This window comes from Paenibacillus sp. sgz302114, assembly GCF_056120345.1.
This window is the reverse complement of the sequence record NZ_JBVYOI010000017.1, coordinates 54,124-72,512: the sequence shown is the minus strand read 5'-3', so window position 1 is coordinate 72,512 and position 18,389 is coordinate 54,124. Positions and strand designations below refer to the sequence as shown.

Here is an 18,389-nt window from a genome sequence, read left to right as displayed (position 1 = left end):
TATACATAATCTTGTCTCTCGTTCACCTTCACCTGCCTAGAATTGAAGCAAGATTCATGCCACCGCTTCACGCAGTATGTCTCCTACCATAAATTGGCCCGTGCGCCTATTTTTCATGGACGTGTTACAAATCCGCAGGAGCCGCGATATGCTATATAGTCGAATAACCATTTTTTTCATATGGAGGTAACATAATGGATCGTGGATTTTTCCCTGGCGGCGGATTCGGCCGACCGTTCTTCCGCCCTTTCGTTCATCCATTCTTCCCGAACCGCTTCTTGTTCCCGTTTTTCTTCTTCTCGCCGTTCTTCCCGTTCTGGCGTGACGGCAAGACAGAGGACATGGTTTTCGCGACTCACCAAGTCCAATCCGGTGACACGTTTGCAAGCATTTGCCACAAATACAACATGCCTCACGCCATCCTGGAAGAGGCGAATCCGCAAGTGAATCAAAGTCAATTAAAAAAAGGGGAAACGATCTACATTCCTCGCATTTCGAACATGGTTTGCCAAAAATCATACTCCGAGATGCCTGCACAAGCCGTGCAAAATCCGCAAGGCATGACGGCGCAGCAGTAAGAAGCGTTTCCATGCATAAAGGGGCTGTCCCGAAAGTCATTATTAATGACATTCGAGATAGCCCCTTCTTTTTAATGCAAGGCAAGTCCTGATTAACCAGCAAACACTAGCTGGGAGCACCTACTAGCTCGATGAGACTGTCACTGTGCTCATCCAACCAATTGGACGTTAGAATCAACTGCTCCAAAATATAAGCAAATGCGTGCTGTACATCTTTCCCTGAAGCGTGTTGTCCAACATAGATCGTTAGAAGAGCGACATAATAGATGTTCATCAGGAAGGGCAACTGCTCCATCTCGTTCGCATTCAGTGGCACTCCTGAAGAATAAGCCTTCATGAATGTACGAACTGGTCCCAACTGCCCCGGATTGAATTGGAGAAGATGATTCAGACAAACTGCAAGCTCTATCGCCCTGATATCCCGACTCGCGAAATCAAAATCCAGTACTCCGCTCATCGTCCCATCGCTTCTAATAAGTAAATTGAAGATTAATAAGTCATGGTGAACGATCTGGCGAGGCAGGGGGTCAAGCTCACGTTCCTTTAACTCGTTCAACAGTCGATGAATTCGTGCGACACCTGCTTGCTTCAATTCAAACGGAGGAGACTTGATAAAGTCCACCAGCGCATCTGTGCCGCTAAGCGGGTGGAGCGTATCCAATTCACAAAACGACAACGGTGCTATTTCAATCGGACCCATATCCGATAATGATGCCAATGCAACGCTTAGCTCACCAACTGCTTTCCCCATCGCTTCAATGTGAAACATCTCGCTCAAATCTGGTGTCGCTCCTTCGATGAAATGAACGAGAGCGCCCATCCGATTCCCTGACAACTCGACGAACATCCGACCGTCTAGCGATGGAATAAAGGTTGGGACTGCAAAGGAGAGACTCTGTCTCTGCAGCTTGGTTAGCAGCTCAATCTCAAATCGTAATCGAGATATAGCCTTTGATCGCGCATCATATATTTTTGCGACAACCTTCCTATCGCTATATGTAATGATGCGAGTCGTGTTCGTCAAGCCGAATGGAACAGAGCTTGCTGTAAAATCCGTCCCCCGCTCAACATAATGTAACATTAGCTCTTTCAGTATCTGATCCATGCGCTGTTGCTCCTTACAGAATTACTTCTTCCGCCCAATATACAACAGATGCGAAGCAGTTCCTAGCAAGTACGAGTCTTTCGCCGATTCGAAGACGAGCTCCATGATTTCGTCCTCTTCACCACGTTCGCGCCAATAAGCCCAGTGCTCCTCCGTTAATTGACCTCCGATACCTTTGGAAGAGATTAACTGAATCGTCTCAAAGCCGTGCTGCTCGAAGAAAGGATTTATTTCCTCGATGTTGAAGAAATAAGCGCCAGTGTACCTGCCTTTATCCGTATGATTAAACACGCCAGACTGCATGAAGTCTCGTATCGCTGCAACTTGGTCAAGCGGCTTCCACTGTGCAGGCGACAATAATGCCGAGAGAAGCTGGGTTGTGCGAGGCCGAACGGCAACGAATACGAGACCGCCCGTCTTCGTTACGCGATGCAATTCTTGTAACGCTTGCACACGATCCGCTTCAGTTTGCAAATGATATAACGGTCCTAGCATAAGCGATGCGTCGAATTGATTGCTCTCAAGCTTGCTCAAGTTTCTCGCATCTTGAACGAGGAAATTAGTAAAATGATCGGTTAACCTTAGCTCCCCTGCCTTAGCCTCGGCAACCTCCACCAATCTTGGCGTCAAATCGCTCAAAGTAAGCCGATAGCCAAGCCTCGCCAGCTCCATCGCATATTTGCCTGGACCTGCTCCATTGTCTAGAATTTGTCCGCCTAGAGGCAGGTTCGACTGAATGTAATGTAGGTTCACTTTGAACTCGAGTGGTTCCCGGTCAAGCCTTCCCCACTCGTCAAAGCTAGAATAGTAATCAATAATTTCTTCCATACAGCGAACACCTCCAGTGGTAATTCCATCCATTTAATTGCTAATCTATAATCATATCAACAACTTGCTTGGCGAACGCAGCATAAGAATCTATCCGGTCAGGACATCTATCAATCGCCCAGCGGAGGGTGTCGAATGCTTTTAACAGCATCAACTGGCGCATCTCAGGGAGGCACTCGACACTGATGCCGTATCCATCTAAGAATGCATCGAAATCCTCTTTATTCGGACCTTCTGCCAGTCCTAGCATTTGGCTCTGCATCACCACATTAATATCTCCATGCGGTACTGGACTTACATCCGCATTGCCCCAATCTATTAATATAACCTGTCCAGCCTGATTTACGATCGTATTCTTGAGCGATATATCTCCATGTGTTAACCCGAAGCGGAACGACACTTTCTTCAAGTTCTCAAACAGCTCACGTACTCTTTGCGATTTCTCTAAAGTGAGTACGCCAAGCTCAATTAACCGATCACTCTCCGTCAAACTATTAATATTATACTGAATATATCCGAGCCAGCTTCCATCCGACCCCGGATGACCAGGTGAATGAAATACTCCATGGACAGGATCAATCAGATTATCACCATGGCCTTTCACTTGGATCGAATGAATGCGCTTGGTATAATTGCCAATCTGCCTCCAAATATCGGTCGTTGGAACCGTGCTGTCTAACCCGTTGTCTCCTTCAACGAATGATTGAATCATGTATGCGGTTTCATCAAAGACCCCAATGGATAACATCTCAGGTCCAGGAATGCCGACTGCTGCTGCTTGTTCCATACACCATTTTTCTTTCACATAGCTTGGATATGAACCTGCATCGTTCATGCGAACGACGACTTTGCGTGTATCTATTTCTACAACACATACCTGATTTACGAAGCCTTTTCCCATGATCTGGTAGCAATCCTTTACTTCTTCACCAAGAAAATCGCCTGCGATTCGTTCTGCGAGTGTAACTACAGCATCTACCATCCGTTTCTGTCATCCCCTCGACTTACTCCTTGGTCATGTAAAGGACCAAGTCATTATCTGCACAAACATTAGTAAATGGCATTACAACTTCATTATGATAAGTGACTCCTCTGCCATCAGGCAGATATCCCCTCTTTGCATATAAACGCTGTGCAGGTCCATAGTAGAAATGCATTCCCACACCAATGCCAACTTTGCCATACTTCTCAAAAGCAATCGTTTCAATTTCATCCATTAACCTGTTGCCGATACCCAGTCTTTTAAACGGTTCAAATACATTGAAATCATTAACTTCAGGTATCCCTTGCTGTACAAAAGGAGGATAAAAAGAAGTGGAGAGAAGATGCAAGCTTCCTGCAAGCTGCTCTTTATAAAAAGCGAGTAACGTTATTCTTGTACCGGATTCATTTTCTTCCCAGCATTTCAAGATATAATCAATATCTCGTTCAATGTCGTGATCATTAAATACTTGATGTATCATTTCAATGTCGTCGAGCGACATCTGTCGAATTTGAATGAGATCTTCCATATTTAAAACCTCCATCTATTAAATAGCACATGCCATCAAGACATTGCCGTCTAGATCTTTAAAATAGATAACCTCTTCATCCTTATCGTCAATCTCTGCGCCAAGCTCGATTAGGAATTGCAACGCGTCATCAATATTCGGGGCCGTCAAGCTGAACAATGGTTGAGATGAAGGGTTGAACTCTTCCTTCTTCCTGAGAAATAGATTGGAACTGCGATTATCGCTAAGATCGAATATATGCAAATCATCCCTAACCTCATCTGGAGTAGGCAATCCGAGCAATTGGCAGTACCAAACCACTGAACGCTTCATATCAGCTACATAGACAAAAATTGCAGGTACGACAGGTGCGATTGGGGTACCTCCATTATACGTACAAGTACCATTCATCAATCCATGCAAAATCGCCGTACTGTTCACGAATGAACCCAGACACCTCACCCATCAGTGCTGCGCCTTTAGCGTAAGCAGCATATTCCTCGAGTGACAAGTGCTTCGTTAACTCGTTGCTCTTTGGCAATGTATCTAGATAGTCGTTTAACTTTTCACTATGCAACTGTCCGAATCTGGTAGTAGTCAAGTAATGGGAAACCCATTTGTCGTGAGGGTAACTGGTGCCATCTAACAAATAGGCTATACGGCATAGCTGCTGTAAGAGGTTAGCGGCATGGAGTGCAGAAGAGATGCTGTCTCCACGAATGAGCGGATGGCGAAGCCAATCGAGCGTTAACATCAAATCTAGGTAACTATCTTTAATGGCCGGTATGGGATCGCGCAAGAAATCAGCCAAACCCTCAGCCATAATAGTGCCAAATCGTTCTCCTGGGTCATGTAGCGGAATCGCATACTGAAATTCCCACACTTGAGGATAATCAGATTCCTCGTAGTAACCGCGCAGCATTTCGAAGGACTCGAAATGATAATGGCCAGCCCAATTGTCAATTGGCAAAAAGATACCGTCTTTCCGTTTAATCAGACCAGCGTTGAGATACTGCTCAATTATCGTTTGTCGAAGTGATTCATCGCAGAAGAAAACAAAATCGATGTCAGAATATTGGTCACTGTTCCCTCTGGCTGCGCTGCCCTTAAGCACTAAGGTTATTTGACTCCAGTGTTGCTTCAGCACGGGATGGTCCGATAATTCATTCATATAGACAATAGCTTGTTTACGTAATTCCGCGCTTTTCTCATTCATCAGATTACCCCCTATCTTTCTTTGAGTAGATTATTGAGCTCTTATCAGCTACAAGTTCCGATTAGCTCAGCATCGCTCTTGCTAAAAATTCCCCAGCGACGACCTGAATCCTCTGTATGAAACCTAATAATTTCTTCAGCCTTTTGTATTAGACAATCCCTCGCAGCATCCTAACTAGTAAAGGTTTGATATCTTCTTCCGTTTTCAAATCTTTCCATATAATTTCCATTCGTATATTCGTTAATTATCTTCGTCCAAAATTTTCATTCCGAATAAGTTGATAGAGTTCCCATTCGCCTTTTAACGAGTTGAACAAGCTCAGCGCGACTTCTTTCCCCACTCCTTGCCTACGAAACTTTCTCAGAACAAAAAAATGCGCTAGATAATTATATCTTCTCATATCCTTTGATTGTTCCCTAACTAATGCAAAACCAGCAATAGCATCGTTCTTTAGAATTAGATAAGGTTGATTTTCTTTTTTCTCTCCCCAGTAAGAATCAAAATTCGGAAAGATATTGTACAATCCGCTTGGATTTATATCTGCATCCGTAAATTCAGTAAAGTCATACATATATAATTGTAAGAGATTCTTTAGTAGATCCTTTTCACTAGCCTTACACTAACTAAAATATGTCCTTCTAAATAGGCTGCCGATCACTCATCGGCAGCCTTTAACCTAATCCTCGTTACTTCGGTCGGAGCGTCATAACCGTTAACGCGACAGCAGTTATAACAGTTCCCGCAGCTAAATAGAGGATGGATATCCCAGAAACCGCTTGATTCCCGACGATTGAGACTAACCAAGGCAGTTCCCCTTTTCCGGCGGCGGGCTGAAGAACTTGGTCAACTAGCGGCCCCATAGCGAGAAAGGATAGCGTCGAGGAAGTCATATTAATTTGGTACTGAAAGGCGAATACTCTCCCTTGCAGGGCGGCGGGCACTACCGATTGGAGGTGGGAGTTTAACATGGCGTTGCCAATGGGCAGCGGTATCATCAGCAACAATAACGCCATTCCTAGCCAAATCGGTTCCTTAGCCATCGCGAATACGATAAACATCAGTCCCGTCATGACATTTCCCGCCAACATTATCTTTATCCGATCTCGGAAGTGTCCTATCGATGCCACGATTAGGGCCCCTACAAAAGCCCCTGCATTCATACCTATGAGGACAAACGAAGTTCCTGGGCCAACTTCCCCCGAACCCCCTGACACGTAAGGAACAACCATTTCAAGAGTGCCGTTTAATAGGAAGTTAATTACGCCAACGTAAACCGCCAAGCCCAATAATCGATGCCTGAACATAAATAAAATTCCGCCAACCATATCGCGAAGTGCAATTTTCTCATGATCCATGATCTGCTCTTCCTTCATCTCATCCGGCAAACGCAATGTCAGGAGGAAAATCGTCGACACGAGAAAAGTAATTCCATCTAGAATGACAATGCCTGTAATTCCTAGCGGTGCATAGAGAAGGCCAACCAATGCAGGCGCAATGATACCTGCAAGCGGAAAGACCATTTCTCTCACGCCGTTAACCCTGTCTCGCTGGGTTTCATTTGTCAGCATGGAAGTAACCGTTTGCGTGGCAGGACTTTGGAACATAGCGCATGTCCCTTGAAGGAAGACAATCGCTAACAATAACGACAGACTGAAGAAATCAAACCAGAGGCTCATTACTAACAAAGCACTGCCAATCGCTTGCCCTGTATCGCTCAACAATAACACGATACGTTTTGGCAACCGATCTACCACGATTCCAGCAATACTTCCCGCAAGCATTGCCGGAAGCTCGTTAAATAATGCAATCCATAAAATCGGCGTCGTTTGATGCGTCGAATGGTAGAGCCAAATACCTATCGACATAGAAGTCATGCGAGTGCCGAGCATCGACAAGCCCTCTACGATCATCAACAAATAAAGAGTGCGCAATCCGCTCTTTGTTATAGGTTTCAATGGGAACCCTCCGGATAAAAGTTTATCTTCACACTGCTGACCATTCCTTCTCACCGGTACCGTATAGACATTAAGCGACTCAAAGAAACCTGTCGTTTTAGACAAGTTTACTCCTGTCATGTTCAACTGCTAACGCTATACGAGCTACACTGTGGTTTAGATGAGAGTGAGGAGCAGCATGCTGCAGATTCTCCTTTTTATCCCGATTCCTACTGCAATTATTATACTGTGAAGAATTTGTCCATGTGAACACTTGCCCAACCTGAGCTTGAATCAAATTGGCTGAAGTGTTCCGCCCTTCATTCTTACTCGAATGTAACAAATCCCATTGCTCTCTTCACCTTCAAGAGTGTTTCACTCGCTGCCTCAGCTGCTCTTATCGCGCCGTTCTTCAGAATGAGGTTTAACTCGTCGGTGTCAATAATTTCATGATATCTCTGCTGAATAGGTGTCAGCTTCTCGATAATGGCTTCCGCTAGATTCTTCTTGAATCCGCCGTATCCTTGCCCTTCATACTGCCTTTCAATCTGCTCGATCGTTTCACCTGAGAATACGGAATAGATCTCAATAAGATTGCTTACTGCTGGCTTACTCTCCCAGTCAAGACGAACACTACTATCAGAATCTGTCACGGCTCTGGAAATCTTTTTACGAATGTCTTCCGGCTTATCCAGCATCAGAATATAGCTGCTATTGTTCGGGTTGCTCTTGCTCATTTTCTTCGAAGGATCGTCTAACCCCATAATCCTTGATCCGATGGTTTGAATGATGGGTTCAGGAATCGTAAATAGCGGATCAAATCGACTGTTAAAGCGCTCTGCCAAAACTCTGGTCAGCTCCAAATGCTGCTTCTGATCATCCCCAACCGGGACATGGGTAGCCTGATAGAGCAAAATATCTGCTGCCATTAACGCCGGATAAGTAAATAAAGCTGAGCTGACCGAATCTCTACCATGCGACTTTTCTTTAAATTGCGTCATTCGATTCAACTCGCCAAAATACGCTTGAGTCTCCATCAACCACCCTAACTCTACGTGGGCAGGTACGTGGGATTGAATAAAGATGACAGACTTGTGTGGATCTATCCCGGCAGCGATATAGAATGCCGCAATTTCCTTTGAGCGCTGGAATAGTTCCTTGGGGTCTTGAGGCACTGTTACGGCATGGAGATCCGGAATAAAAAAGAAACAATCATAGTCTTGCTGCATGGAAACAAACGGTTTCAGCGCTCCGCCGAAGCCTCCGATATTCAGCTCACCGCTTGGTTTAATTCCCGACAACACTCGTCTCATACGCTCATCTCCCTTAAATGAAAATAAAAAAAACACTTCATCTCTAAAAAAGGGACGAAGTGTTATCTCCGCGGTACCACCCGAATTCGATCACTGATCGCACTCATTCGTGTCAAGCTGCTAACACGAGTCCCCTAGATAACGGAGGGACTTCCGTCAACGCCTACTAATTGTGGAAACAATGTTCGGATTGAAGCGAATGGAACCATTCATCTGGATCATTGTTCCGGACCTCTCACCACCCGCCGGCTCGCTTTGACAATGACTTCAGAGTACTCTATCCATTCATAGCTTTTGGTTATTATTTACAGTATAGTTCGTTTGATTACAAAGTCAATCCTGTTTGCCTAATCCTATACTGATTTATTAACTCTTCACTGCTATCATCATTGTTCACAATATGAACAGTTAGCGGAAACTCTTTGACTACTTTATTCGAACTTAGCCAATTCCGACTAAGTCCGGATAAGATAAACAACCCGTTCTCATCTCCTAATGCGGCAAATACTTCATTGGAATCTTTATAAACTTCAAGGCTATATTTTTCTGTTAATAACGTAATCGCTTGTTTTACGTCTTCAAACGGAAGTCCGATTTCACTTATGTTTTGAATATCTAGTTGAGTGAATAATCCACCTTGATCATCTTCTTGGAGATTGTGACGTGCAATCAATTCAACAATATTTCCTACTGGATCATTAAAGTAAATGGAGTCTGCATTCCACATTTTTGAATGAATAATATCATGATCATTAATTCGATTGATGTCAATATTTTTATCCTTCAACCATTGCAGGGCTTGAGAAACCTTATATTCAGTAATGTTAAAAGCGATGTGATAATAAGGAGAATCATGGTCTAGTGAATGCATAAAAGCAAGTACCGAATCTCCGGCAGAAATAGAAATTTGTTGATCACTGCTTTCGAGCAACGGTAGTTCCAGAGTATCAACATAAAAGCTCTTAATTTCCTCTAGCGAATTCGCTTGTAAAAATACCTCTTTTATCCTCATCGATCCATCCCCGTTTCAGATCTAAAGTTTAATGGCTTTAATCCTTAGTCGTTTGTAGTCTATATACCAAGCGCCGTCACTGAATAATTCTTTACGAGCTTCTGCTTCGATTTTATGAATGGCGTCCTTCTTTTCCTGAGCTGATAATCCGTTAAACAAGTCGTCTGCTAACCCCGTTAGCCATATATTCAATCCATTCTCGCCATCTTTCATCTTTGTCGGTCTGTCGAAATGAATGGCATACGTAACCCGAAAGCCCTGTTTCTCCAGCAAAGTGCTATACTGAGCAATGCTAGGGAAGTACCAGGGATTCGATTTGGATAAATCGATTCCATAATCTCGATCAAGCACTCGGCTAGCTGCGTGTATTACGGCCTCAACATTCCCTTGACCGCCGAATTCAGCCGCAAACCTCCCGCCTGGTTTTAATGCATCCCATACGCACTTAATTACCCGTTCAGGCTTTTTCATCCAATGCAAGGCTGCGTTTGAGAATACCGCATCTACTTGCTCATCAAGTTTGAAGTTCTCGGCGTCTCCCACGGAAAAGTTAATTTCAGGATATTTCTCTTTTGCAGAGCCGATCATCTGAGTGGATAAATCCATACCGATAACATTTGCTCCAGCCCTCGATATCTCATAGGCCAAATCTCCAGTGCCACAACCCAAATCCAATATTCGTTCTCCATTGCTTGGGCTTAAAACTTCGACAACACCTTTACCAAATTCCGAAACAAAATCCAATTTCTTATCATAGAGTTCGGTTTGCCAGACATGAATAGAGTTCATGATATCATCTCCCAATAGTTGGTAAGGAGATCTTAACTCTAAATGGCTTATACATAAAAATATATAATAACTATCGACGTTATAGTTAATTCCTATCGCGGTTTGCTCATTGTAAAATTAAAGGCAGCCGACCATTGCTGATCGACTACCCTAGCTACGGAATTAACGGAATACTCGTCGTAATCTTATCTGCTACAGCGGTGTAGAATGCAGGAAAGTTCCTATTTTGATGATTAGGCTCTTCATCAAGGACTCTTAAGTACATTCCCTGGCTAGCCATTGCTGACAAAACCTCACCTAGAGTCCACTTCCTCAATAACACTTTATGTAAACTGGAACGTTCATTTTCAGAAACTATTGAAGTATAAGCGATATCATCTTCTCGAAGCTCGGTATCGAAATAATTACCGGATTCTCTCAAGCTGATCCCATTCCCATTATCAACCAACAGTTTATGAGCGAAAGGATGGAAGTCTGTTAAAATGAATCGACCATTTGGCCTTAACATTCTCGCTACTACAGAAAAAATCTGATTTAAATCGGAAAAATAATGGAGAATCCCGAATTCCATCAAAACAATATCAAAATTCCTTAACGCTTCTTCATTTGGGATCTGAAGAACATCAGCGTTTATATAATCCAATTGAACACCAGCTGCTTTAGCAACAAGCTCAGCATACCGCATATTTTCCTCAGATATATCAACGATAGTTACTTCAGCACCAAGTATGGCCAAAGGTATTGCTTTTCCCCCAGTTGAGCCAAGGAGATTAATGATTCGTTGTCCTTGTACTTCTCCCATATACTTTAACCATCTACGAAGCGGATGTTTCGGATCAGCTTTCAGTTCTTCTGCTCGGACAGCCGGAGTACCAAAGTGTGTCATCCATGCCTCATAAGCTTGTGTATTCCATGCCAGTCTGTTTGCTTCGGTTTGTTTTTGTTGCATTAAGTGCCTCCTCGACTTGACTGAATATACCACAGCTACTATACTCTACCGGATCTCTTCTACTCAAGTTAATGATCCTCTTTTGATTTCAACGATACATTTGAACAAACCGCATCTTAAAGCCATGCTTCTCGTAAAATCCAACGATTTGCTGCCACTGCTTACTCGCTGAATAGACAATAGATACTATGATTATCGCACCCATTCCTGAAATAGAGTTCAACTCACTATCCTGCAAAATGTAAAAAATGACCTCGCCTTCCGGCAGGTCATTTGATCTTGAATCCTACATATTCCTTACGCCTTCACTGGCAGCAGCTCCTGATGGCGAGCAATAACAATATCAATGATGAGTCTGTAAATATCCGACGCATATTGCGGATTCAAGCCATGCTGCTCGGACAGCCGGGCAATCTTCACGAACTGCTGCGCTTCGCGAGCTGTATCTTGCGGCGGCAGCTGATGCTCCGCTTTATATTTACCAACCTCTTCTGTCAGCTGAAATCGCTCCGCCAGCAAGGCAATCATCTGTTGATCAATGGCGTCAATTTGTACTCTTAGTTCCTGCAGGTTTACCGTCATCTCGTGCCACTCCTTCATGCATGTAGTCCGGGTTACGCTTAACGCTTTGACGCTTTTTGGCGTTGAAGCGATAGGTTGAATACCAGATTACCATAGAGCTTCCTTTGTTGTAAATGGTCTGTTCTAGTTTCAACATTTTGGATTACTGCAAGGTGATGATCACCCACGATTTTGTCCCTTCTTGCACATATGATGAAGCATTTCTGCTGCTAAGGAAGGATGCGAATGTCGTCAATGAGAGATAAAACCGCTTTGAGCCAAGCGGCTACGAAACGGGCCAGCAAACGGACTACTGCAAGAAGTCGGCCCAGACGGTTATCGAGATCGAGATCGAGAGCAAAGCACAGTAAGAAAACATATCGTTCAGCACAACGACGAGTCAGGCGAGGTCGGCAAACCAAGCAAGTGAAACATTCAAAGCGCCCACTGTCCATTCTCTATATCGTGCATGCCTTCTATCCCGAAGCCTATACCGGTACCGAAAAGTTCGTACTAAACATGGCACGTACCATGCAAAATAAAGGTCACCGTGTGAAAGTACTGACATACAGTCTGGAGCCTGCCCAGCAGTTTCCGGAAGCGCACGGAGAAGTCGCCTTCCGGTCTTACACCTATGAAGGAGTACCTGTTATTGCCTATCGACATAAGCAGCTGGATTTGAAATTCCCGTCTTTCGAGCTTGGAAATACTGACCTGCTGCATTTTGCCGGGCACATATTGCTTGCCGAGAAGCCGGATCTCGTTCATTTCGGTCATGCGATGCGCGGCATGGAATGGATGCAATTGTGCGTCAACATGCGAATTAAGTACGTGGTCACATTGACGGACTTCTGGTTCCTGTGTCCGAAGAGCACCTTACTGCAAAATAATGAATCCCTCTGTACCGGACCCGCTGGCGGCAGCAACTGTACCGTTCACTGCCTCATTCCGAATGTCGAACAGCGGATAGCAGGTCATGTCCCGCTTCTACAGGCTGCGAGCAAGGTGCTGTCACCATCAGAGACCGTTGCCCAGCTGTTCCGAACGAATATTCCTGGCTTCATGGTTGATGTGTTGCCGCATGGCATTCAGTATGAGCATATACAAGTCAACCAGCGCACGTATGGGCCGGATGATGCAATTACTCTCATATATGCCGGCTCGCTGAATCCGCATAAAGGCGTACATCTAATTCTGCAAGCGATGGCGCATGTGCCTAGTGAGCGACTACGCTTGAAGCTGTATGGCTCCGGCCCAGAATACTATACGGAGCAACTGCAGCTCGCTGCACAGCAGGATGTACGGGTCAGCTTCTGTGGACTGTACACCGAACAAGAGGTCGGTCAGGTATATCAAGATGCCGACGTCGCGATCGTCCCTTCCATCTGGTACGAGAACTACCCCTTAGCGCTCCACGATGCAATCGCTTGCCAGGTGCCGATCATTGCATCGAACATCGGAGGCTTGGCTGAGAAGATCAAAGACGGGCATAACGGCTTCACGTTTCGCGTTGGAGACGCGCAGCATCTAGCCGAGCGAATCGCAGCGATCGTACAGCAACCACAGCTGTTAAACGGGTTGAAAGCGAATCTCGCACAGCAGCAATTACCTGCTGTCAACCAGGAGGCCGATCAGTATGAACAAATCTACTACGACGTCACGCGTCCGAAGATAACTTCCGCCAAATCTAGGCGTCGCCGTCGCAAACTTTCCAAGCTCAGATGGAATCAAGCAGCTCGAGCCCAATCCCGCCGCAATCGAGGTTAACCTGGCTACTCTTGAAGCGCCATCAAATTCGTCTGCGCCGAGCGGATCATCTGCTTATATTTACCCGGCGTCATGCCGAATGTCTTCACGAATTGCCGGCTTAGATATGCGGCATCTCCCAGCCCGCACAGCTGTGCCAGCTCAATTAGCGGCCCCTCGGTCTTCTCGAGCAGCCGCTTCGCTTTGTTCAGCCGCATCTGCCGAAGCATCTGCATCGGGTTAATGCCATAAGCCTCATGGATCGCACGGTCAAAATAATTCGTATTCAAGTGCACCTGTTCTGCCAGCATTTCCCGAGAAAGCTTCTGATCCAGATGCTCCGACATGTAGCGGATAATCGGGAAGAATCGGTCATATTTTGCCGTATACGCCTCGCTTCGTCCTAATCTGCCTTGAGCATCCCAGCTCTCTAGAATCATCGTAGCCAGCCTGAGCATATCTGCCGTAATTGAGATCGATTTGAACGAATCGGTGCTGCGCCACGAGCGGAACAACGATCGGAAGATTGCGCTGTACGCCACCGGATCCAGCAGCTCTACAACCGGATGAACCGGATACAGCTGGAACAGGTCGAGATTCGTCCCTGTATGAATATGGACCGACACCCACTCATGAACGCCCGGCCCAGCCGATACCTCCGAGAATGGCAAAAAAGGAGGGTGCAGCATAACCCCTCCTTCATTCACTTCGTGATGCTCGCCGCCAGTCGACGTGATGACGCGACCTTCCAGCACATGGCTGATGACCCAGTTCGGATAAACGACATTTTGCAAATTAAGCTTCTCGTATTTAGCAAGATCCGCCATATAGACACTGACCTGCCACTGATCCATGCTTGCCCCTGTAACCGATTTAGTCTGCATCTGCACGTGCGCCTCCACTGATCCAACAACCGTTTTGCTATTAGTTTACACGAACGGCTCGCCCTCAGGGAACAGCCTCGACTCTAATTCTTGCCGCAGCTGCGCCTCGCTAGTCGCCCCGATCCACAATCCATTCAGAGAGAGCGACGGTCCGCGCCTGCAGCCGATACATTGGTTTAAACAGTGGACAAGCGACACATCATGCCCCAGAGCAACAAGCTCATCAAGTAAGCTGCCATGCCGATTCTCTTGCAAATTCCGCAAACAGCACACAATTGTTGAAGGCATTAGACGATAACTGCCTTTCCGCCTACTGCAATGAGCGGACCGTTATCGAAGATGACGCCGGTATCCGGGTTCTTCGCGCCTTCAACAGAATATTGGATGACGTACGCTTTGCGCGTATCCTTGCTCTGGTTCGGCGTGCTGCGATGGAATAGCAGGGAGTTGAAAATAACCATGCTGCCCTTGCGAAGCGGCACTGGCTGACCTGGATCTTCGCCAAAATAACACTGCCAGCCTACATCCGTCTTCTTGTGCTCGACAAAGCCTTGCAAATGCGATTGAGGCTGTATCCATATGCAGCCATTTTCAATCGTCGCATCATCCAGCGCAAGCCAGCAGGTCATATATTCAACCGGATCTGTCGGTACATAACCATTATCTTGATGCCATGGAAAATCTCGTTTCGCCTCTGGTCGCTTATAGACCGACTGGTCCCAATACAGCCGGATATCCGGCCCTAGCACAGTTGTGGTCAAATCGACGAAGCGTTGATCGCCTATGAATCTCTCCAATTCCTCGTGACGCCTCGCTAAGTTGGATGTAAAATTAATTTGGTTTGGTATATCAATGAACCCTTTGCCCTTTCGTTTCAGAGCTTCTTCGCTTTCCATGTCAAACACATCGATGATCGACCGAACACGATCCATTTCCTCATTCGAGAATAGCTGCTCCAAGATCACATAGCCTTGTTCCTCGTACTGCTTCAACTGGTCTGCTGACAACATTCGGCTCACTCCTTCGTTAAGTCAAGTCATTACTTCGCTTTGAATTAACTCTATTATCTTGTAGTAAGCGCTCTCATACAATGAACGGGTTCCAGCAGATATTGTACTTTTTCCACCTGTATTCTAAGAGGAGTGGCTAATGCAGCTGGCGCGGCACTCCGTCTTCAGACGGAGGAGTTGGAGCTTCCTACGGATGAGTTGAATTCCATGCTGCAGGCTAATGCTCCTTATTTTGACAATATGTATAATGAGGCTATAACAGGCTGGGAGGAAACGCGAATGAATCGTTTAATCTATGAAATCGATCATGTCAGTCATGTGTACAAAGGCAAAAAACGCAGTATCGTAAAAGCAAATGACAACATCTCCTTCGACATTTCAGCAGGCGAGATACTTGGCATTCTTGGCCCGAACGGCGCTGGCAAGTCCACGCTGATCAAGCAGATGGTCGGCTTGCTGAAGCCGACTGAGGGGCAGGTGCTTTTTGACGGGACGAATATTGCAGGGCAGACGAAACGAGCGGCTTCCCTGGTCGCCTATTACGCTCAAGAGCCACATGTATTAGCCGCACTTAAAGTGCATGAAGCACTGGAATTCACAGGCCGATTAAGAGGAATGTCGAGAGAAGACGCGATATGTCAAACGAAGGAGCTCCTCGAACAATTCGAGATGAGCAAATTCCGCGACAAGCAGCTCAAGCAGCTGTCCGGCGGGCAGAAGCGAATGATCGGCATTGGAACGGTCCTGATCGGACATTCGCCCGTGCTCATTCTCGATGAGCCTACGAATGAGCTTGATCCGCGCAATCGACGGCTGGTGTGGGACATGATTAATAGGCGTAATCGTGAAGGCGCTACCATTATTCTTGTCACGCATAATGTGCTGGAGGCCGAGCAGGTTGTGCACCGCGTTGCTGTTATCAATCATGGCAAGCTGCTTGCCATCGATTCGGTCGCGAAGCTGAAGCAGCAGGTTGACCCCCGGCTCAAGTTCGAGCTGTTCACTTCGATTGGCACTCGAGATGAGATTGAAGTCATGCTCTCCCGGTTCGGCACGGTCCAAGTTCTCTCTGAGAACCGCTTCCTTCTGCTTGCCGAGAAGCGTGATGCCAGCGAGCTGCTGGATTTCATTACGAGCCACCCAGAGCTGCCCATCCTAGAATATTCGATTAAGCCCTCCAGCTTGGAGGATGTTTATTTCCATATTGATAATGCTGCGCAAAATGAGGTGAGCGGTCTATGAAAACAGCTGCCGAGGCGAAGCTTCAACCAGCCGAGCGGGCTTCCATTGCTCCAACCCCTGCGAGAATATGGACAGAGCTTAGTATTCTGTTTCGCATTCAGTTCGCAATCATTAGAGACAGCTGGGTGTGGGTAGTGCTAATGGCGACGATGTTCCCGCTTACTACTCTCCTGTTCATGCGCTTCTTCGTGGAAAACCCAACCAAAGAAGCCATGATTCAGATGATCGCGGGCAACATGATTTTTGGATTGCTCGTAATGGGTTTGAACGCAATGGCGCAAGAAATTTCGTGGCAAAAGCATGACGGCCATTTCACCTTCTATGCCTCGCTGCCAATCTCGAAGCTGAACTTCGTCATTGCCATTCTGCTAAGGGGGCTTATGAGCACATTGCCTTCTTTTGTACTTCTAGCCTTATTCGGGCAATGGATGTACGATGTTCAGTTCCACTTCTCCTGGGCTCTTCCGCTCGTGGCCATTCTAGCTTTAGCAAGCGTCGTCGGAATCGGCGTGTGCATGGGCTTCTGGTCGCCGAATCATCAGCTCACGAACATGCTCGCCCAAGCACTCATGATGTTGATTACGTTCCTATCCCCAGTGATGGTGTCGATCGATCAGCTGCCGCTCCCTATTCAATGGATCTCGTATTTGCTTCCGACTACCTATGCGGCCGAAGCTCTCCGAGGGGCGATGCTTACCGGCTGGAGCCATGATGTAATGATCAATTGCATCGTATTATTCGGCTTTGCAATTGTATCCATTACGGCAACTCTCAAGCTGGCGAATTGGCGGATTTCGAGGTAAAGCACGCTAGATGAGCTGGGAATCATTGAACCCGATTCTGCCTAGGTAGCCAATCTGTCCCGTACTCCGCACTTGAACTTGATCATGGTATTCCAGTCCGCCTCTTGATCCTTCTTCGTTCGTGCCGCTAGGGATGTTCCATCTCCGCGACGAGAATCGGTTGATCGACAAAAATATACGATATTCATTAGAAACACAAAGAAGAACTGCCCGCACCTGCGGTCAGTTCCTCTTCAATTTTCACAATAAGCGCGATTCGATTAAGTTGTAAGCAAGTCATGATCCACGTAACGTGTACCATTCAGCTCGCTAATGATATTGATGGCAACCTTCGCGCCGTCGCCTGCAGTAATAATGGTATGCATGCTGACACCGGCTATCGTGCCGGCTGCCCAGATGCCTTCAATATTCGTCTTGCCGCTTGCGTCACAAGCGATAATCGACTTGATGCGCGGCTCTGTGCCTGGTTTGATCTCAAGACCGATTTTCTCAGCAAGATCTGCGCCAAGGCCTGTTGCGAAGACAACGTGAGTCGCCTCGAACGACGCGCTCTCCGTCTCGACTTTGAAGCCATTCTCCTGCTTCGTAACATTCACGACCGCGTCCGCAACAAGCTCAGCGCCGAACTTGGTCGCCTGCTGCTTGCCAATATCGACAAGCTCGGGACCCTTCAAGCCTGGAACGCCGTAATGGTTCTCGATCCAAGCTTTTTTGGTAACACTCTTATCACTATCAATGAGTAACGTTTTCTTCCCAGCCTTTGCGGTGAACAGCGCTGCGCTGGCTCCTGCAGGTCCAGCACCGATGATGGCAATGTCAAACATAACAACAACTCCTTCATCCTCGTATTGGTATTCACTTCTAGTACAAGCACATTATAGAATTGATTGAAAGCGGATGCAAGTTTAGGTTGCTAGAGTCGCGTAAAG

21 protein-coding genes and 1 other annotated feature are annotated in these 18,389 nt (G+C 46.3%); of the genes, 4 read left to right on the top strand and 17 right to left on the bottom strand.

The genetic code is table 11. The features are described 5' to 3' along the window. Positions 1-194: 194 nt before the first annotated feature. A complete protein-coding gene (locus AC0LWF_RS25430) occupies positions 195-578 on the top strand; it encodes a LysM peptidoglycan-binding domain-containing protein (RefSeq protein ID WP_474654332.1) in 384 nt (127 codons plus the stop codon). A 106-nt stretch (positions 579-684) separates the two neighbouring features. Here the strand turns inward: AC0LWF_RS25430 and AC0LWF_RS25425 are convergent, their stop codons facing one another. The 13 genes from AC0LWF_RS25425 to AC0LWF_RS25365 form a co-directional block, all read right to left on the bottom strand. Continuing rightward, complete coding sequence (locus AC0LWF_RS25425) at positions 685-1,683, bottom strand: phosphotransferase (RefSeq protein ID WP_474654331.1); 999 nt, start codon at positions 1,681-1,683, stop codon at positions 685-687. A gap of 21 nt (positions 1,684-1,704) precedes the next feature. Next, positions 1,705-2,511, bottom strand: a complete 807-nt coding sequence (locus AC0LWF_RS25420) for a class I SAM-dependent methyltransferase (RefSeq protein WP_474654330.1) — start codon at positions 2,509-2,511, stop codon at positions 1,705-1,707. Between the two features lie 40 nt (positions 2,512-2,551). Then, complete coding sequence (locus AC0LWF_RS25415) at positions 2,552-3,493, bottom strand: phosphotransferase family protein (RefSeq protein ID WP_474654329.1); 942 nt, start codon at positions 3,491-3,493, stop codon at positions 2,552-2,554. Between the two features lie 22 nt (positions 3,494-3,515). Further along, entirely contained in the window at positions 3,516-4,022 is a 507-nt protein-coding gene (locus AC0LWF_RS25410) for a GNAT family N-acetyltransferase (protein ID WP_474654328.1), read from the bottom strand. An 18-nt stretch (positions 4,023-4,040) separates the two neighbouring features. Further along, entirely contained in the window at positions 4,041-4,442 is a 402-nt protein-coding gene (locus tag AC0LWF_RS25405; protein ID WP_474654327.1) for a VOC family protein, read from the bottom strand. Then, positions 4,390-5,217 carry a nucleotidyltransferase domain-containing protein gene (locus tag AC0LWF_RS25400; protein WP_474654326.1) on the bottom strand — a complete coding sequence of 276 codons (828 nt, stop codon included), beginning with the start codon at positions 5,215-5,217 and terminating at the stop codon, positions 4,390-4,392. The genes AC0LWF_RS25405 and AC0LWF_RS25400 overlap by 53 nt, the downstream gene beginning before the upstream one ends. 244 nt (positions 5,218-5,461) lie before the next feature. Next, the gene (locus tag AC0LWF_RS25395; RefSeq protein ID WP_474654325.1) at positions 5,462-5,788 is read right to left on the bottom strand and encodes a GNAT family N-acetyltransferase; all 327 of its coding nucleotides are present in this window, start codon (positions 5,786-5,788) and stop codon (positions 5,462-5,464) included. Between the two features lie 115 nt (positions 5,789-5,903). Continuing rightward, positions 5,904-7,277: an MFS transporter gene (locus AC0LWF_RS25390; protein ID WP_474654324.1), complete on the bottom strand. Its 1,374-nt coding sequence runs from the start codon at positions 7,275-7,277 to the stop codon at positions 5,904-5,906. A gap of 200 nt (positions 7,278-7,477) precedes the next feature. After that, positions 7,478-8,464, bottom strand: coding sequence for a tryptophan--tRNA ligase (gene trpS / locus AC0LWF_RS25385; protein ID WP_474654343.1), 987 nt, complete (start codon positions 8,462-8,464; stop codon positions 7,478-7,480). A gap of 47 nt (positions 8,465-8,511) precedes the next feature. Then, positions 8,512-8,762, bottom strand: a binding site (T-box leader). A gap of 27 nt (positions 8,763-8,789) precedes the next feature. Continuing rightward, complete coding sequence (locus AC0LWF_RS25380; protein WP_474654323.1) at positions 8,790-9,476, bottom strand: VOC family protein; 687 nt, start codon at positions 9,474-9,476, stop codon at positions 8,790-8,792. 21 nt (positions 9,477-9,497) lie between these two features. Beyond that, positions 9,498-10,265: a class I SAM-dependent methyltransferase gene (locus AC0LWF_RS25375; RefSeq protein ID WP_474654322.1), complete on the bottom strand. Its 768-nt coding sequence runs from the start codon at positions 10,263-10,265 to the stop codon at positions 9,498-9,500. Positions 10,266-10,419: 154 nt separating this feature from the next. After that, positions 10,420-11,214 carry a class I SAM-dependent methyltransferase gene (locus AC0LWF_RS25370; protein WP_474654321.1) on the bottom strand — a complete coding sequence of 265 codons (795 nt, stop codon included), beginning with the start codon at positions 11,212-11,214 and terminating at the stop codon, positions 10,420-10,422. 297 nt (positions 11,215-11,511) lie between these two features. Further along, positions 11,512-11,796, bottom strand: a complete 285-nt coding sequence (locus tag AC0LWF_RS25365; protein WP_090582521.1) for a chorismate mutase — start codon at positions 11,794-11,796, stop codon at positions 11,512-11,514. Positions 11,797-12,015: 219 nt separating this feature from the next. Here AC0LWF_RS25365 and AC0LWF_RS25360 point away from each other — a divergent pair, with 219 nt between their 5' ends. Next, positions 12,016-13,542 carry a glycosyltransferase family 4 protein gene (locus AC0LWF_RS25360; RefSeq protein ID WP_474654320.1) on the top strand — a complete coding sequence of 509 codons (1,527 nt, stop codon included), beginning with the start codon at positions 12,016-12,018 and terminating at the stop codon, positions 13,540-13,542. A 5-nt stretch (positions 13,543-13,547) separates the two neighbouring features. Here AC0LWF_RS25360 and AC0LWF_RS25355 read toward each other — a convergent pair whose 3' ends face one another. From AC0LWF_RS25355 to AC0LWF_RS25345, 3 genes are read right to left on the bottom strand one after another with little or no spacing between them, the layout of a single operon-like run. Continuing rightward, on the bottom strand, positions 13,548-14,405 hold the full coding sequence (locus AC0LWF_RS25355) for a helix-turn-helix domain-containing protein (protein ID WP_474654319.1): 858 nt from the start codon (positions 14,403-14,405) through the stop codon (positions 13,548-13,550). A 45-nt stretch (positions 14,406-14,450) separates the two neighbouring features. Then, the gene (locus AC0LWF_RS25350; protein WP_474654318.1) at positions 14,451-14,693 is read right to left on the bottom strand and encodes a hypothetical protein; all 243 of its coding nucleotides are present in this window, start codon (positions 14,691-14,693) and stop codon (positions 14,451-14,453) included. Beyond that, a complete protein-coding gene (locus tag AC0LWF_RS25345) occupies positions 14,693-15,415 on the bottom strand; it encodes a phytanoyl-CoA dioxygenase family protein (RefSeq protein WP_474654317.1) in 723 nt (240 codons plus the stop codon). Before AC0LWF_RS25345 ends, AC0LWF_RS25350 begins: the two co-directional genes overlap by 1 nt. Before the next feature lie 279 nt (positions 15,416-15,694). On the opposite strand from AC0LWF_RS25345, the gene AC0LWF_RS25340 reads away from it, so the two are divergent. Together AC0LWF_RS25340 and AC0LWF_RS25335 are read left to right on the top strand one after the other, a co-directional pair. Continuing rightward, on the top strand, positions 15,695-16,657 hold the full coding sequence (locus AC0LWF_RS25340) for an ABC transporter ATP-binding protein (protein WP_474654316.1): 963 nt from the start codon (positions 15,695-15,697) through the stop codon (positions 16,655-16,657). Next, positions 16,654-17,460 carry an ABC transporter permease gene (locus tag AC0LWF_RS25335; protein ID WP_474654315.1) on the top strand — a complete coding sequence of 269 codons (807 nt, stop codon included), beginning with the start codon at positions 16,654-16,656 and terminating at the stop codon, positions 17,458-17,460. Before AC0LWF_RS25340 ends, AC0LWF_RS25335 begins: the two co-directional genes overlap by 4 nt. Positions 17,461-17,720: 260 nt before the next feature. On the opposite strand, the gene AC0LWF_RS25330 is transcribed toward AC0LWF_RS25335, so the two are convergent. After that, on the bottom strand, positions 17,721-18,284 hold the full coding sequence (locus AC0LWF_RS25330; protein ID WP_474654314.1) for an FAD-dependent oxidoreductase: 564 nt from the start codon (positions 18,282-18,284) through the stop codon (positions 17,721-17,723). Between the last annotated feature and the right edge of the window lie 105 nt (positions 18,285-18,389).